Below are 15,664 nucleotides of genomic sequence, written 5' to 3'. Positions count from 1 at the left end.
GGCGGCACGGGCCCTTCGCACCGGTCAGGCGGCGCGGGTGAACCGGTCCGGCGCGCCGTTCACCCGTCCTTCCGCGTCGCCGGTCCCGAAGCCGCCGCCCCGGCGCGCGGCCCGCCGCGCCTCCCGGGCCTGGCGGGCCAGCCGTTGCCGGTCGGCCTCGCGGCGCAGTTCCTCGTAGCGGGCCCGGAGTTCGAGTTCCCCGTAGTACATGCTCTGCTCCCTGGTGACGGCGTCGGCACGGTGACACCTGATGACGGTGTCCTGTTGACGTGCTCAGCCTGCTCGCCCAGGGGGGCGCCCCGCATCGGGAAGGTTCCCGATCTTGTGGGGTGCGGGGGCCTTAGACGGAACGGGGCCCCGGACCGGCAGTTCCTCAGGCGGCCGCGTACGGCCTTAGGTGCTGCCCGGCTCCGGGGCCCGCCGGTGCCTACGGCCTTAGGAACCGGGAGTTCCGGCACCGGCCTTCGGCAGCGTGGGCAGGCTCGCGAACAGGTCGAAGTACATGCCCGCGGAGACGATCAGGCCCAGTACGCCGAGGACGAGCCCGCCCCAGGCCACGGCGCGCATCCAGGCCGGGCGGGGCCGGGTGAGCACCAGGCCGGCGACGACGACGGCGAGCAGCGCGAAGAGGCCGTTGACGAGGGCGTGGGTGTGCCAGGGAGCGCCGTAGACGGTGCCGATCTGGTCGGTGGCCTTGCCGGTCTGCAGCTTGATCTGGCCGAGCAGCGTCTGGCGCTCGGCCAGCACCGTGCCGACCCAGGTGCCGGTGAGTGAGGCGAGCCCCAGCCCGGCGGCGACGACGGCTCCGGCGCCGGACGCCACCGAGCCGGTCGCGGCCGCGGCGGCGGGCGCCGCGTCGGCGTCCGCGGTCTCCTCGCCGTCCTCCTCGTCCGCCACGTCGGCGTCCGCACCGCGCGGGGCGTCCGCGTCGGCCGCGGCACCGGCCGGGGTCTTCCCTTCCGTCCCGGCGGCCTCGGACGCCCCGTCGGCCTCCGTCGTCCCGGTGGCCGCCTTGGCCTCGTCGGCCTTCGTGTCGTCGGTGCGCTCTTCGGTCTTGGTGGTGTCCATGGGCGCGACGGTAGGTGCCCCGTCTGAGAGACGTATGAGAATCCCCGGGGCGCAGGGGAAACCGGCCGCTGCGGCGGACGCGAGGGCCGTACGGGACGTACGGAGGCGGCCCGCCCCGCCCGCTACTTCCGTACCAGCCCCTCGCCGCCCCGCCGCGCCTCCGGAACGGCAAGCGGAACCGCAACCGGAACCACCGGCGTGCCCTCCGGACCCGGCTCTGCGGGGCCCTCCCCCGGAGCCGCGAGCGGTTCCCGCTCCGCCGGCGGCTCGATGCTGATACGCGGCAGCCGCCGCTCCAGCCACCCCGGCAGCCACCAGTTCGCGCCGCCGAGCAGGTGCATCAGGGCGGGTACGAGCAGGGTGCGCAGGACGAAGGCGTCCAGTGCGACGGCGGCGGCCAGGCCGATGCCGAACATCGCGATGATGCGGTCGCCGCTGAGCACGAACGCCGCGAAGACCGCGATCATGATGACGGCCGCCGAGTTGATCACTCGGCCGGTCTCGGCGAGCCCGACGCGTACCGCGCGGCGGTTGTCGCGAGTCAGCCGCCACTCCTCGTACATGCGGCTGACCAGGAAGACCTGGTAGTCCATGGAGAGCCCGAAGAGGACCGAGACCATGATCACGGGCAGGAAGGGCTCGATCGGGCCCGCGCTGCCGAGCCCGAGCAGTTCGCTCCCCCACCCCCACTGGAAGATCGCCACCACGATCCCGAAGGAGGAGGCGACCGCCGCGATGTTCATCGCGGCGGCCTTCAGCGGTATGCCGATGCTGCGGAACGCCAGGAGCAGCAGGACGCAGCCGAGGCCGATGACGACGCCGACGAAGAGCGGCAGCTTGCCGACGATGACGGACGCGAAGTCGTCGTAACTCGCGGTCACCCCGCCCACGTGCACCTGCATGCTGGTGCCCTCGGCCGCCTTCGGCAGCACCCCGTCGCGCAGCCGTTCCACCAGGTCGGAGGTCTGACGGGACTGGGGGGAGCCGTCCGGTACGACCGTGATCACGCCGGTGCTGCCGCTGCCGTCGAACTCCGGGCCCTGTACCCGGGCCACGCCCGGTGTGCTCCGCAGCTCGTCCGGCAGCCGGTCGAAGGCGAGCCGGTCCTTGGCCCCGTCGAGGTCGCCGACCAGGGTCAGCGGCCCGTTGGAGCCCGGTCCGAAGCCCTCGCCGAGCAGGTCGTACGCCTGCCGGGTGGTGCTCGTCGCGGGATTGTTGCCCTGGTCGGAGGTGCCCAGGTGCAGGGAGAGCGTGGGCAGCGCGAGGATCAGCATGACGGCGGCCGCGACCGCCCCCAGCAGTTTGGGGTGGCACTCCACGAAGCCGGACCACCACGCCGCGAAGCCGGCGGGCGGCTCGGGGCTGGGCCCGTCGGCGGCCAGCTGCCGCCGTTCGCGCCGGCTCAGCGCCCGCGGCCCGATGACGCCGAGCAGGGCCGGGAGCAGGGTGACGGAGGCGGCGACGGTCAGGACGACGGTGAGTGAGGCGGCGATGGCGACGCCGTTGAGGAAGCCCAGCCGCAGTACGAGCATGCCGAGCAGGGCGATGCAGACGGTGGCCCCGGCGAAGACCACCGCGCGCCCCGACACGCTGACCGCGCGCTCGGCGGCCGCCTGGACGGTGAGGCCGGATTTCAGTCCTCTGCGGTGCCGGGTCACGATGAAAAGCGCGTAGTCGATGCCGACACCGAGGCCGATGAGCATGCCCAGCATCGGGGCGAAGTCGGCCACCGTCATGGCGTGGCCGAGCAGCGAGATGCCCGCCGCGGCGGTGCCGACCGAGACCACCGCCGTGACCAGCGGCAGGAGGGTGGCGGCGAGTGAGCCGAAGGCGAGGAAGAGGACGACGGCGGCGGCGCCGAGTCCGATCAGTTCGGCGAGCTGGGCGCCCGAGGACTCGGTGACCGCGATGCCGGTGCCGCCCAGCTCCACCCGGAGTCCGTCGCCGGCGGCGGCTTCGGCGGTGTCCACGACACGCTGGACCCGGGCCTTGTCCAGGTCCTCCGTGGGGGCGTCGAAGGTGAGGCCGGCGTAGGCGGTGTGCCCGTCCTGGCTGATCTGCCCGGCGCCCTGCGGCCCGTAGGGGCTCTGTACGGACGCGACGCCCGGCAGCCGGGCGATCGTGTCGAGGGTCTGCTGGAGCTCCTTCTGCACGGCGCTCGCGCGTACGGTGCCGGACTCCGTGTGCCACACGATCGTGTCGCGGTCCCCTGACCGGTCCGGGAAGGCCCGCTCCAGCAGGGCTCCGGCCTGTCCCGATTCCGTACCGGGGACATCGTAGTGGTCGGAGTAGGCGGAGCCGGCGGCTCCGGCCGCGGCGGCAGCTCCCGCGAAGGCGGCGAGCCAGAGCACGATCACGACGATGCGGCGCCGCAGGCACCACCGGGTCAGTCCGGTCATCAAGCTCTTCGTCTGCTTCCCGGGTCAGGCGCCGATGTCTCCCGGGATGTACCCGTGGTGCCGAACGCGTAATGGAGGGGGAAGCACGGGACCGCCGCCTGCCGACGAAGGGGCGGCGGGCCCGTACCTCTTTGCAGAGTGACAGGACGAAAAGATCCTTTGACCCCTTTGTGGACTTCCCCACAAAGGGACCCGGAAGCGGAACCCGGCCGGTGACCGGAAGGCAGCCGGTTCCGTACGTCCGCGGTCAGCCGGTGACCGATTCCTTCCCGTTCTCGATGTGGCCCATGAAGCGGCGGTGGAAGGACGCGTCCTGCGCGACGGACAGCTCCAGGTCGTACCAGCCGTGCGCGGCCGCGGCGGAGTGCGCGACGGTTCGGGTGCTGCCGGCCCGTACCGTGATCTCGCGGGGCGCGGCATCCCCGTACGCCAGCGGCTTCAGCGTGCAGGTGAGGTCGGTGCGCCCCTTGTTGACGAGCGTGAGGTGCAGCTCACGCCGGTGCGCGTCCAGGCGGGTGCCGATCCGGACCGCGGCGGCCGCCCCGGCGGCCGTGCCCGCGTGCTCGCGCCGGAACCCGTTGGGGCCCGTGAGGGTGAAGCGGTACGCGCCGTCCTTGACGGGCACCTCCCAGTCGGCCCGGCCCAGTACGTCGCGGTGCTGCGGCGTGCCGTACTCCCCCGCGTACGGGTACAGCGCGAAGTGCGCGCTGGCCCGGCCGCCGTTGCGCACCGCGAGCCGGAAGCGCCCCGCCTGCGCGTCGTACGCGCCGTCCGCGTCGGGCCGGTACGGCAGCGGGCGCGCGGGCCGGGTGCCCGGCTCCTGGCGCGGCAGCTGCTGCTCGCGCGGTGGGCGCGGCGCCCAGCGCCCGCTGAACGGCGGGATCGCGCCGGGCCGCTCCACGGCGGGCTGCCGGCGCCCGCGCGAGAAGTCGAAGGCGGTGGTCAGGTCGCCGCAGACGGTGCGCCGCCAGGCGCTGATGTTGGGCTCGCGCACGCCCGTCCAGCGCTCCAGGAAGCGGACGATCGAGGTGTGGTCGAAGACCTGCGAGCAGGCGTAGCCGCCCACCGACCAGGGCGAGATGACGAGCATCGGGACGCGCATCCCGAGCCCGGTCGGCTTGCCGTCCCAGAACTCGCCGTCCGTGCCCTGCGGCGGCACCGGCGGCGGCACGTGGTCGAAGAAGCCGTCGTTCTCGTCGTAGGTCAGGAACAGGGCGGTGTGCCGCCATACGTCCGGGTTCTTGCCGAGCGCGTCGAGCACCTTGTAGACGATGGTGGCGCTGGCGACCGGTGAGGACGAGCCGGGGTGTTCGGAGTCCGCGGCGGAGGGGACGATGTAGGACACCTCGGGCAGCTTGCCCGCGGCGACGTCGGCGGCGAAGGCGGTGGCCGTGGAGTCCGGCTCCCCGCGGCGCAGCGCGCGCTCGAAGAGGCTCCGGTCGGCCGCGCCCAGCGCCCGTACGCCTTCCTCCAGCAGCCCCTGGAGCCGCGCGCGCTCCGCCTCACCGGCCGCGGCGACCTTCCCGTAGAACGCGGTCATGTTCTGCACGCCGCCGACCTTGGCCAGCGCCTTCTTCATGACCGCCTTGAAGGTGGCGTAGAACTCCAGGTTGTTGTCGGTGAAGTTGTCCCACTCCTGGTAGACGCGCCAGCTGTGCCCGGCCTTCTCCAGGCGCTCGGCGTACGTGGGCCACGTGTACCCCGTGTGGGTGTCCTCCGCGTAGGCGTCGTTGCCGACCGCGCGCTTGCCGGAACCCGGTTCGAAGCCGGTCCAGCCGCTGACCAGGTGGTTGCGGTTGGGGCTGGTGGAGGAGTGGATCGAGGAGTGGTAGGCGTCGCAGACGGTGAAGGTGTCGGCGAGCTCGTAGTGCAGCGGTACGTCCCGGCGGTCGTAGTGGGCCATGGTGGCGGCCGTCTTCGCGGTGACCCAGTTGTCCATCCAGCCGTCGCGCCAGGCCTTGGCGCCGCCGGCCCACTCGTGGTTGAGCGCCCCGATGTACTGGAGGTCCTTCTTCTGGGCCGCCGCGGCCTCGCGGACGGAGAACGGCAGGACGGTGCCGACGCCGAGCGCGCCCGGCTGCTCGAAGACGCTCCGGTCGCCGCCGGGCAGCCGCACGGCGTTGCGGTCGCCGTAGCCGCGTACGCCGCGCAGCATCCCGAAGTAGTGGTCGAAGGAACGATTCTCCTGCATCAGCACGACGACATGCCTGATGTCTCCGAGGCCACCCCGGCCGTGCCCGTGCCCACGCTCGGCGGCGGCCGGCCCGGCGGCCAGCGCCTGCTGAAGGGACGGCGGCAGCAGGGACGCGGTGGCGGCCGCACCCGCCGCCGCCACGCCAAGTCCCATGACCCGTCTGCGAGATACCTCGGATGCCACGCTCGACCTCCCAGTCGACTGCCCACGGTCGGGCAATGGTTCCCCTACAGCCCATTGGCTGCTGCGAGCGGGACGGTAGTGGAGCGCGGTGGCGGGCGACAGGTGTCGGGGTGACGGTTTCGAGAACAGATGGGTCCGGTTCCGGTTACCGGCTCAGGCGGCGGGCGGCCCGTTCCCTGCCTTTACGGCGTTCACGCGGCGCCGTCGAGTACCGCCCGGACTTCCGGAACGTCCCGGTAACCCTCCAGCCGCCCCAGCACGACGCGAACCCGTTGGGCCGTGCGGTCGCTGGTCACGGCTCCGCTCAGCGCGATGACCCGTTCCGCTGTCGCGGCCGCCTCTTCGGGTTCGTTCGCGTCGGCCAGCGCGACGGCCAGCCACGACAGGTACAGGGCGAGTTCCCGGGTGTGCGTCGTGTCGTACCGGCTGAGCACGTCCCGCAGCAGGGGCACGGCCCGCAAGGGGCGGCGTAGCTCCGTGTGCACCCGGCTCTCCATGACCCGTACCTCCCCCGCGTCCACCCAGTACAGGTGAGCGGGTGACTCGGCTCCCGCGCTGTCTGCTGCCAGCGCTTCGCCGGCCTCTCCGAGTGCCCGCATGGCGGGCTGGGCTTCGCCTGCCCTGGTGTGGGCCCACGCCACCCGATCGAGGTACAGCGCGCGGGCTCTCGCAGGTGCCCCCGGTCCTGCTCCGTCGAGGGCTGCCCGTGCGAGCTGAAGCCCTTCGGCCTCCCTGCCGGTGTTACTGAGTTGATAGGCCAGCGAACCAGCAAGGTTTCCGGCCAGCGTCCGGTCATCCGCCTGCATCGCCGCGCTGAGACCCAGCCGGTAGACCCGTTCCGCGTCCGCGTGCTGCCCGGCGTCGCCGGCGATCCAGCCCGCGATCTGCGCCAGCTCGCCGATCTGCCTGAGAAGAGCGCGCCCCACCTCTCCGGAGTGGGTGCCTTCCTTGTAGACCCGTACGGCAGCGCGGAGTTCCCGCAGCGCGGGACGGATCAGGTCCCCCCCGGCCAGCACGTCATCCGCGAGTCTGAGCCCGTGTACGCGTTCTTGCAGGTCGCCCACCTGCCCCAGGCCGACACGTCGGCCCTCGCGGGCGCTGAGCGGGGCCAGCGGATCACCGGCGGGCAGGAAGTCCTCCAGGGTCGGCAGGGGCGGTTCATCGGCCTGCCACGGTTCCTTGAGCACATCCACGGACACCCCGAGGGCGGCGGCGATGAACGGCAGCCATTGGCGGGGCGTGCGCTTCCCCTTCTCCCAACGGCTGACCTCCTGGCGGCCGACCGGTTTGCCTCTGACCCCGGCGCCGCGGCAGATCTCATGCGCCAAACGCTCCTGGCTCCAGCCCCGTCGCTCCCGCTCACGCCGGATGTTGGCCCCGATGCCGCTTCGCATGGGGCCAGTCAGGCCGACAACTGGCCTACACGGGGCCGCTGGTGGCCACATCGGTTCCGGCACGACGATCGCCTCACGAAGTACCGAGGGAACGGCGAGGAATCATGGTCGAGAACTTGACCCCCACCCCCACCGCACCGCAGCTACCCGGAACCCGCCGGTCGTGCTCCCGGCGCCGGCCGCGTCACTCGAACCGGTGCCGGTCGAGGGCTGTGACGCCTGCGCGCACGCGGCGGCGTGGCGGCAGGCGTACCGGACGGGACAAGGCACGGCGGACGGTTGCACGAACCGGTCGGCGGCCGTGGACTGTTCCCTGGAGATCCGCAACCACCCGTACCACCCGCGCGTGACAGGGCTGCCGCTCAACACCCCGGCGGTACGCCTGTGAATATCCGCGGTGTGTTCCGCGCCGTGCAGCACGCCATCGGCACCCACCCGCAGAGCGAGATCACCCTCACGGCGCACTGCCTGAGCGCCGGTTGCGGGTGGACGCTGGCGGCGACCGCCGACCTGAAGGCGGCCGACCTGGCGATGATGACGCACACGGGCCGTACGGGTCACCCGGCGTTCGCCCGGACGTACGAGGACGTGGCGCTCGTACGCCGCCTGGAACTGAACGAGGGCCGGACGGCGATCCCGCCGCTTCCGGCGCCCTGTCAGGCCCCGCTCCGGTCGCTTCGTGGATCATGCGGGCCCGCCGGAACTGCCGCGCCTACCGGTGATCGCCTGCCTGCGATCCCTCGCGAAATCGGGAACGGTACTCGCCCGGGGCCGTGCCTCGGGCACGTCTGAAGGCACGGCTGAAAGCGTGCGGAGAGCCGTAACCGACCGCGCCGGAGATCGACTCGACCGGCTCATCGGTGTCGCGGAGCCGGACGGACGCCAGGTCGATGCGCCACTGCGTCACGTACGCGCCCGGCGTCTGTCCGAGGGCAGACCGGAAACGCCTGGACAGCGTCGCCCGGGAGACGCTCGTCGCGGCGGCCAGGGTCTCCGTGGTCCAGGGGTGCCCCGGTCGGGCGTGGACACACGCCAGGGCGTCGCGCACGACCGGATCACGCATCGCTCCCAGCCATGAGCCGGACCGCTCCTGCGGGTGGCGGGCCAGCCAGGCGCGTACGAACTGGACGAGCAGAAGGTCGACGATGCTGTTGACGGCCGCGGTGGTGCCGATCTGCGGCTGTGCGAGCTCAGCAGTGAGAAGTTCGACGGTCCTTCCGAGCTGCGCGTTCTGGCCGGCTGTGACGTGCGTCGGCCGAGCGAGGGAGGTCAGCACCGGTGTGCGCACCTCCGGATCCTGCTCATAGTGCAGGACGATCACTTCCGTCTGCACCGGCGCCGAGCCCAGCCGCAGGGCCCGGCCGTCGCCGAACGACCGGGCCGCCGCCGCACGGTCGCAGGAACCCATCGTCACGCCGGCGCCGCCGGCTATCCCGTGTGCGGTGCCCGGCGGCACCAGGACGGCGTCTCCGTCCTGCACCCGAAGAGGTTTCCCGCCCGTGACGTGGAGCCACATGGTGCCGCGGGACACCACGTGCAGTGCCGCTCCTGAGGAGGAGTCCAGCCACAGCCCCCAGGTTCCTCCGGCCTTCAGCACGACCCCGAGCGCCCCGCGCGCACCCGAAACACGCAAGCCCTCCGCCAGTACGTCCATGGGTCCATCCTCGTCCACCGCCGTCGAACCGCTCACCGGTGGGCGACGGCGCAGGTGTCCTCGTCCACGGCGTCAGGCCACGTCGAGAACGACCTTTCCGTGCACCTTCCGCGCGAACAGCGCCTGCACGGCGTCGTCCACGCCCTGCCAGTCGCCTCGCAGTCCGACCGGCGCCGAGAGCCTCCCGGCGGCCATGAGGCCCAGCAGGTCCGTCAGCTCCCCGCCGGTCGGCGTCATGTCGCCGTAGGTGGCGATGCTGCGGGGTTCGCCGAAGCCGAACAAGGCCCCTGACGGGAAGGTGGTGTCCTGCCCGGAGGAGTAACCGACCAGGTGGAGGGTGCCGCCCTCGGCGAGGGAACTCCACGCCTGGGCCGTCAGCGGCCCGCCGACCGTGTCCAGGACGAGGTCGAACCGGCCCCCGGTCCCGGCCAGGTCGGTCAGGTCGGTCAGGACCGTGTCGGCCCCGAGTTCACGGAGCCCGGCGGCCCGCTCCGGCGAACCGACGAGCGCCGTCACCCGGGCGCCCGCCAGCGCCGCCAGTTGGACGGCGAAGTGCCCCACGCCGCCGCTGGCGCCGGTGATCAGAACGTCACGCGCCAGCAGGGAACGCTTGCGCAGCACCCGGAACGGGGTGACTCCGGCGATCCCCAGCGCTGCGGCGTCGGCCAGGTCCACGCCCTCGGGGACGGTGCCGAGCGAGGCGGGGCTGACTGCCATCCGCTCCGCCCACGCGTGGGGAGCCATTCCCACTGCGACGCGCGTGCCCTCGGGCGGCCCCGAGCCGTCGGATGCGGCGCGCACCACGACACCGGCCGCGTCGTGACCGTGCACATGGCCGGCCGGCCACTGGTGCACGTAATTCAGCTCTCCGAAGTTGAGCCCGATGTGCCGTATCTCCACCAACGCCTCACCGGCAGCCGGTACGGGCTCATCGACATCGGCGAACCGGACGGGTCCGGCCTCACTGTGATCGACCACAAGGGCGCGCATGAGGGACGTGTTTCTTTCTCTCGTGGAGGTGCCTGAGCACTCGGCGCGGCAACGGATCGAGTGCGCGAAAGCCGCACTGCCGCCTTCTTGGAACCCTACGCAGCACCGCGACAGCGACCAGACCCGTGAGGATCAATCAGTTGACGATCTGTGTCAGTGCGACTCGCGGCACGTCGAGCCCTGCGCCCGTCCGGTCGAGTCCCGGGGCACGGGTCGTCGCGGAACCGCACGAGGCGGCCCCGGACCGCTGTCGTTCCCGGGCACCCGCAGGACCGGCCAGGGCGTGCGGCATCAGCGCGAAACCCCTGCGAGGAACGACAGCTCAGCCATCGGCACGAGCTGCCTCGTCCGCACGCCGCGGGGGCGTGCGGAGGAGTCATCCGTGCGTTCGATCAGGCGTGCGCACGGAGCGCATCCCGCCCGACCTGCTCACGTCACCGCGGCGGACGGATGGACAGGTCGTGGCGGAACTCGTCCCGCGGGTCCCAGCGCGCCTTGATCCGCTGGAGGCGCGGGTAGTGGTCCTTGTAGTAGAGCGTGTGCCAGGGGACACCGGAGGTGTTCAGCTTCGGGTCGGCGAGGTCCCGGTCCGGGTAGTTGATGAACGAGCCGTCGCTGACGGCGTTCGGGACGGGTACGCCGCCGGTGTCCGCGTACACGTCGCGGTAGAAGTCCCGCAGCCACGCCAGGGGCTTCGCCCCGGCCGCCTCCTCCCCCTCCCAGCCGGTCAAGTAGACCGCCTTGAGAATCGAGTCCCGCTGGGCGACCGCCGTCGCGTCCGGTGCGACGGTGTTGACCTTTCCGCCGTACGAGACCAGCCACAGCGAGCCGTTGGCGCCCTCGGGGACCGCGTCCTTGCTGCCCGCCGGGCCCGCCAGGTGCCGGTGGACCGCGGCGATCTGCCGGTCGGTGCAGCGCTTGCGGAGGTAGGCGGATTTGACCTTGAACGGGGCCGGTTCGCTCTCCTGGACGAGGGCCACCGCCTCCAGCCAGGGCCGCACGGCGTGGTCGAGTCTGGGCCGGGCGCCGGCGCCGCGCCCGACGGCGTCCACGTAGGCCCGCATCCGCCGCTCGGCGTCGGGTGTGGTGGCGTCCATCTGTCCCACCAGGAGGATGGTGCCGCTGTTGCGGGCGTTGAGCATGAAGACGCTGAACAGGTCGGCGTACGCGGAGTCCGGGCCGCTGTTGTGCTCGTACCAGGCGCCGTGGTTGCGCACCAGGCGGCTGAAGGCGCGCTCGTCCAGGTTCTTCCAGTCCCAGGTGGCGGCGAAGCTGAGCATCTGCGCCGGGGCCTCGGGCAGGAGCCGGGCGGGGTCGTCGCCCTCGGCGTGCGGGTCGCGGAACCAGTAGCGGGTGACGATGCCGAAGTTGCCGCCCCCGCCGCCGGTGTGCGCCCACCACAGGTCGTGGTTCGGGTCTTCGGGGTCGCGGGTGGCCACCACGCTGCGGGCGGTGCCGGAGCGGTCCACGACGACGACCTCGACGGCGTGCAGGTGGTCCACAGACAGGCCGTACCGCCGCGAGAGCGTGCCGTATCCGCCTCCGAGTACGTGTCCGCCGACCCCGACCTCGGCGGTGGCGCCCGCCGGGATGGTCACGCCCCAGCCGAGGAACAGCGCGCGGTAGACCTCGCCGAGCAGGGCGCCGGGCTCGACGGCGAACGCCCGCCGGGCGGCGTCGTAGGAGACCGCGCGCATGGGGGAGGTGTCGATGAGGGCGGTGACGGACGGGTCGTCGACGAAGTTCTCGAAGCAGTGGCCGCCGCTGCGTACGGCGATGCGCTTGCCGTCCCGTACGGCCCGCTGTACGGCGGCGACGACCTGTCCGGTGGTGCTCACGACGTGTACGTGGTCGGGCTTGCCCACGAAGCGGCCGTTGGCGCCGCGCCGGGTCAGGGAGGCGTAGCGCGGGTCGTCGGGGCCCAGGGTGACCAGGCCGGTGGCGGGCGGCCGGCCGGCCGCGGCCGCCGGGTCCGGTGTGACGGTCGCGCCCGGTGCGGCGGCCGCGGCCGCGACGCCCGGCGCCGCCAGTGCGGCGGCCGTTCCCCCCAGCGCCGCCGCTCCCGCGAGCAGGCTCCGGCGCTTCACTTCAGCCATGGTCGTCGGCTCCTGTAACTGTGATGGTGGTGACGGTGTTCGGTGCTGCTGCACCTCTCCACCTTCGGGCCCGGCGGGCGCCGGATCATCGTCCACGGTGACCACCTGCTCCGTAGGGAGGACGATGTACGCCGCTCGTCGCCACCCCTACCTCAGGAGGGCGCGCGGGCGGCGCGCATCATCCCGGAGAACGGTTCTCGCCCCCAGGGCGACGGCGCCGAACACCGGCGGAAGTCTTCACGAAGTCTTGACAACCGCATTGGTCTGGACCATTTTGTGCGCAACGCCCGCCCCGCCTCCGGGCCCGGCGGACGGCCCTTCCGGGCTCATGACTTGGAGACAGCCATGCCGCACCCCCTCATGTCCCGCACCCCCCGCTCCCGGCACAGACGGTGGCTCACCACCGCCTTCACCGGGCTGGCCGCGGCCGCTCTGGCCGTGACCGGCACCCAGGCAGGCGCCTCGGCGGCTCCCCACACCGCCGCCCGGGCCGCAGCCGACGTCAACAACGCCAAGAACCCCGGCTTCGAGTCGGGACTCTCCGGCTGGACCTGCTCGTCGGCCGCCGGCTCCACCGTGTCCTCGCCCGTGCACGGCGGCAGCTCGGCCCTGAAGGCCACCCCGTCCGGCTCCGACCAGGCCAAGTGCTCCCAGACCGTGGCGGTCAAGCCCAGTTCCGCGTACACGCTCAGTGCGTACGTCCAGGGCTCGTACGTCTACCTCGGCGCGAGCGGCACCGGCACCACCGACGTATCCACCTGGACGCCCGGCGCCACCACCTGGCAGCAGCTGAAGACCACCTTCACCACCGGTCCCTCCACCACCTCCGTCACCGTCTACACCCACGGCTGGTACGGGCAGTCCGCCTACTTCGCCGACGACATCAGCGTCTTCGGGCCGGACGGCGGGGGCAACGGCGACCCGGGCGACCCGGTCCCCGACGCGCCCGCCGGCCTGACCACCGGCGCGGTCACCGCGTCCTCGGTCGCGCTGTCCTGGAACCCGGCCACCTACGCCACCGGCTACCACGTCTACCGCGACGGCACCAAGGTCCAGGCGGTCAGCGGCACGTCGGCCACCGTGACCGGCCTGAGCCCCGCCACCGCGTACCGCTTCCAGGTCACCGCGGTCAACGCGGCCGGCGAGTCGGCCAAGTCCGCCGCTGTCACCGCCACCACGTCCCCGGGCGGCGGCGACGGCCCCGCAATACCCAAGCACGCCGTCACCGGTTACTGGCAGAACTTCGACAACGGCGCGACCGTACAGAAGATCAGCGACGTGCCGGACCAGTACGACATCATCGCGGTCTCCTTCGCCGACGCCACCACCACGCCCGGCGCGATCACCTTCAACCTCGACTCGGCAGGCCTGGGCGGCTATACGGTCGCGCAGTTCAAAGCCGACATCAAGGCCAAGCAGGCGGCCGGCAGGAACGTCATCCTGTCCGTCGGCGGCGAGAAAGGCACCATCTCCGTCAACGACTCCGCCTCGGCGGACAATTTCGCCAACAGTGCCTATGCGCTGATGCAGGAATACGGCTTCAACGGGGTCGACATCGACCTCGAAAACGGCATCAACCCGACCTATATGTCGCAGGCCCTGCGCTCGCTGTCCCAGAAGGCAGGCAGCAAGCTGGTCATCACCATGGCCCCGCAGACCATCGACATGCAGTCCACCCAGGGCGGCTACTTCAAGACCGCGCTGAACATCAAGGACATCCTCACCGTCGTCAACATGCAGTACTACAACAGCGGTTCAATGCTCGGCTGCGACGGCAAGGTCTACTCGCAGGGCACGGTCGACTTCCTCACCGCCCTGGCCTGCATCCAGCTCGAAGGCGGCCTCGACCCCTCCCAGGTGGGGATCGGCGTTCCGGCCTCGACCCGGGCCGCCGGCGGTGGCTACGTCTCCCCCAGCGTCGTCAACAGCGCGCTGGACTGCCTCACCAAGGGCACCGGCTGCGGCTCCTTCAAGCCCGCCAGGACCTATCCGTCCCTGCGCGGCGCCATGACCTGGTCCACCAACTGGGACGCCGCGACCGGCAACGCCTGGTCGAACTCGGTGGGACCGCACGTGCACAACCTGCCGTAACGGTTCACCGGCAGTACACGAAAGGGCGGCACACCGGTGGTGTGCCGCCCCTCGCGTACCGGAACCGGGTGTCAGCCCTCGACGCCCAGCTTCTCCAGGATCAGCTCGCGGACGCGGGCCGCGTCGGCCTGGCCGCGCGTGGCCTTCATGACCGCGCCGACCAGCGCGCCGGCCGCGGCCACCTTGCCGCCGCGGATCTTGTCGGCGATGGCGGCGTTGGACTCGATCGCCTCGTCCACGGCCTTGCCCAGCGCGCCCTCGTCCGAGACGACCTTCAGGCCGCGCTTGTCGACGACGGTGTCCGGGTCGCCCTCGCCCGCGAGGACGCCCTCGATGGTCTGGCGGGCCAGCTTGTCGTTGAGGGAGCCCTCGGCGACCAGCGCCGCGACCCGCGCGACCTGCTCCGGGGTGATGGGCAGGGCGGCGAGGTCGACGCCGTCCTCGTTGGCGCGGCGGGCCAGCTCGCCCATCCACCACTTGCGGGCGGCGGCGGAGTCCGCGCCGGCCTCGGTGGTGGCGACGATCAGGTCCACGGCGCCGGCGTTGAGGATCGACTGCATGTCGTGCTCGGAGACGCCCCACTCCTCGCGCAGCCGGTTACGGCGTACGCGCGGCAGCTCGGGCAGGCCCTTGCGCAGTTCCTCGACCCACTCGCGGGACGGGGCCACCGGGACGAGGTCGGGCTCCGGGAAGTACCGGTAGTCCTCGGCCTCCTCCTTGACCCGGCCGGGGGTGGTGGAGCCGTCCTCCTCGTGGAAGTGACGGGTCTCCTGGATGATCGTGCCGCCCGAGGACAGCACGGCCGCGTGCCGCTGGATCTCGAAGCGGGCGGCCCGCTCGACGCTGCGCAGCGAGTTGACGTTCTTCGTCTCCGAGCGGGTGCCGAACTTCTCGGTGCCCTTCGGGCGCAGCGACAGGTTCACGTCGCAGCGCATCTGGCCCATCTCCATACGGGCCTCGGACACACCCAGCGCCTTGATCAGCTCGCGCAGCTCGGCGACGTACGCCTTGGCGACCTCGGGGGCCCGCTCGCCCGCGCCCTGGATGGGCTTGGTGACGATCTCGATGAGCGGGATGCCGGCGCGGTTGTAGTCCAGCAGGGAGTGGGACGCGCCGTGGATACGGCCCGTGGCGCCGCCGACGTGCGTCGACTTGCCGGTGTCCTCCTCCATGTGGGCGCGCTCGATCTCCACGCGGAAGACCTCGCCGTCCTCCAGCTGGACGTCCAGGTACCCGTCGAAGGCGATGGGCTCGTCGTACTGCGACGTCTGGAAGTTCTTCGGCATGTCCGGATAGAAGTAGTTCTTCCGGGCGAAACGGCACCACTCGGCGATCGAGCAGTTCAGCGCCAGGCCGATCTTGATCGCGGACTCGACGCCGACCGCGTTGACGACCGGGAGCGAGCCGGGCATCCCCAGGCAGGTGGGGCAGGTCTGCGAGTTGGCGTCGGCGCCCAGGGCGGTCGAGCACCCGCAGAACATCTTGGTCTTGGTGCCGAGTTCGACGTGCACCTCAAGACCCATCACAGGGTCGTAAGTTGCCAGCGCGTCCTCGTACGACACCAGTTCAGTGACGGTCACGGAAAACTAACCTCT

General features: G+C 71.9%; 12 protein-coding genes. 3 read left to right on the top strand and 9 right to left on the bottom strand.

All coding sequences use genetic code 11. The features are described from left to right. Positions 1-24: 24 nt before the first annotated feature. The 5 genes from ACZ4Z1_RS13015 to ACZ4Z1_RS12995 all read right to left on the bottom strand — a co-directional run bounded on the left by ACZ4Z1_RS13015 (position 25) and on the right by ACZ4Z1_RS12995 (position 7,238). Positions 25-210, bottom strand: a complete 186-nt coding sequence (locus ACZ4Z1_RS13015) for a hypothetical protein (RefSeq protein ID WP_468486630.1) — start codon at positions 208-210, stop codon at positions 25-27. A 225-nt stretch (positions 211-435) separates the two neighbouring features. After that, a complete protein-coding gene (locus tag ACZ4Z1_RS13010) occupies positions 436-1,068 on the bottom strand; it encodes a hypothetical protein (RefSeq protein ID WP_468486629.1) in 633 nt (210 codons plus the stop codon). Positions 1,069-1,190: 122 nt separating this feature from the next. Continuing rightward, complete coding sequence (locus ACZ4Z1_RS13005) at positions 1,191-3,467, bottom strand: MMPL family transporter (protein ID WP_468486628.1); 2,277 nt, start codon at positions 3,465-3,467, stop codon at positions 1,191-1,193. Positions 3,468-3,714: 247 nt separating this feature from the next. Next, on the bottom strand, positions 3,715-5,844 hold the full coding sequence (locus ACZ4Z1_RS13000) for a phosphocholine-specific phospholipase C (protein ID WP_468486627.1): 2,130 nt from the start codon (positions 5,842-5,844) through the stop codon (positions 3,715-3,717). 191 nt (positions 5,845-6,035) lie between these two features. After that, positions 6,036-7,238, bottom strand: a complete 1,203-nt coding sequence (locus ACZ4Z1_RS12995; RefSeq protein WP_468486626.1) for a helix-turn-helix transcriptional regulator — start codon at positions 7,236-7,238, stop codon at positions 6,036-6,038. Positions 7,239-7,401: 163 nt separating this feature from the next. On the opposite strand from ACZ4Z1_RS12995, the gene ACZ4Z1_RS12990 reads away from it, so the two are divergent. Beyond that, on the top strand, positions 7,402-7,626 hold the full coding sequence (locus ACZ4Z1_RS12990) for a hypothetical protein (RefSeq protein ID WP_468486625.1): 225 nt from the start codon (positions 7,402-7,404) through the stop codon (positions 7,624-7,626). Continuing rightward, positions 7,623-8,030: a DUF7848 domain-containing protein gene (locus ACZ4Z1_RS12985; protein WP_468486624.1), complete on the top strand. Its 408-nt coding sequence runs from the start codon at positions 7,623-7,625 to the stop codon at positions 8,028-8,030. Before ACZ4Z1_RS12990 ends, ACZ4Z1_RS12985 begins: the two co-directional genes overlap by 4 nt. Here the strand turns inward: ACZ4Z1_RS12985 and ACZ4Z1_RS12980 are convergent. The 3 genes from ACZ4Z1_RS12980 to ACZ4Z1_RS12970 form a co-directional block, all read right to left on the bottom strand. Further along, a complete protein-coding gene (locus ACZ4Z1_RS12980) occupies positions 7,951-8,892 on the bottom strand; it encodes an AraC family transcriptional regulator (RefSeq protein WP_468486623.1) in 942 nt (313 codons plus the stop codon). The genes ACZ4Z1_RS12985 and ACZ4Z1_RS12980 overlap by 80 nt on opposite strands. Positions 8,893-8,964: 72 nt before the next feature. Next, positions 8,965-9,882: a zinc-binding dehydrogenase gene (locus ACZ4Z1_RS12975; RefSeq protein ID WP_468486622.1), complete on the bottom strand. Its 918-nt coding sequence runs from the start codon at positions 9,880-9,882 to the stop codon at positions 8,965-8,967. A gap of 434 nt (positions 9,883-10,316) precedes the next feature. Next, positions 10,317-11,978, bottom strand: a complete 1,662-nt coding sequence (locus ACZ4Z1_RS12970; RefSeq protein ID WP_468486621.1) for an FAD-binding oxidoreductase — start codon at positions 11,976-11,978, stop codon at positions 10,317-10,319. Positions 11,979-12,323: 345 nt separating this feature from the next. Here ACZ4Z1_RS12970 and ACZ4Z1_RS12965 point away from each other — a divergent pair, with 345 nt between their 5' ends. Next, on the top strand, positions 12,324-14,069 hold the full coding sequence (locus tag ACZ4Z1_RS12965; RefSeq protein ID WP_468486620.1) for a chitinase: 1,746 nt from the start codon (positions 12,324-12,326) through the stop codon (positions 14,067-14,069). Between the two features lie 71 nt (positions 14,070-14,140). Here ACZ4Z1_RS12965 and gatB read toward each other — a convergent pair whose 3' ends face one another. Next, positions 14,141-15,649, bottom strand: a complete 1,509-nt coding sequence (gatB, locus tag ACZ4Z1_RS12960; RefSeq protein ID WP_468486619.1) for an Asp-tRNA(Asn)/Glu-tRNA(Gln) amidotransferase subunit GatB — start codon at positions 15,647-15,649, stop codon at positions 14,141-14,143. Positions 15,650-15,664 lie beyond the last annotated feature (15 nt).

The sequence above is a fragment of the Streptomyces sp. NPDC030165 genome, from assembly GCF_055573595.1.
Note: the sequence above shows the minus strand (reverse complement) of the source record. Positions and strands in the feature narration are given on the sequence as shown.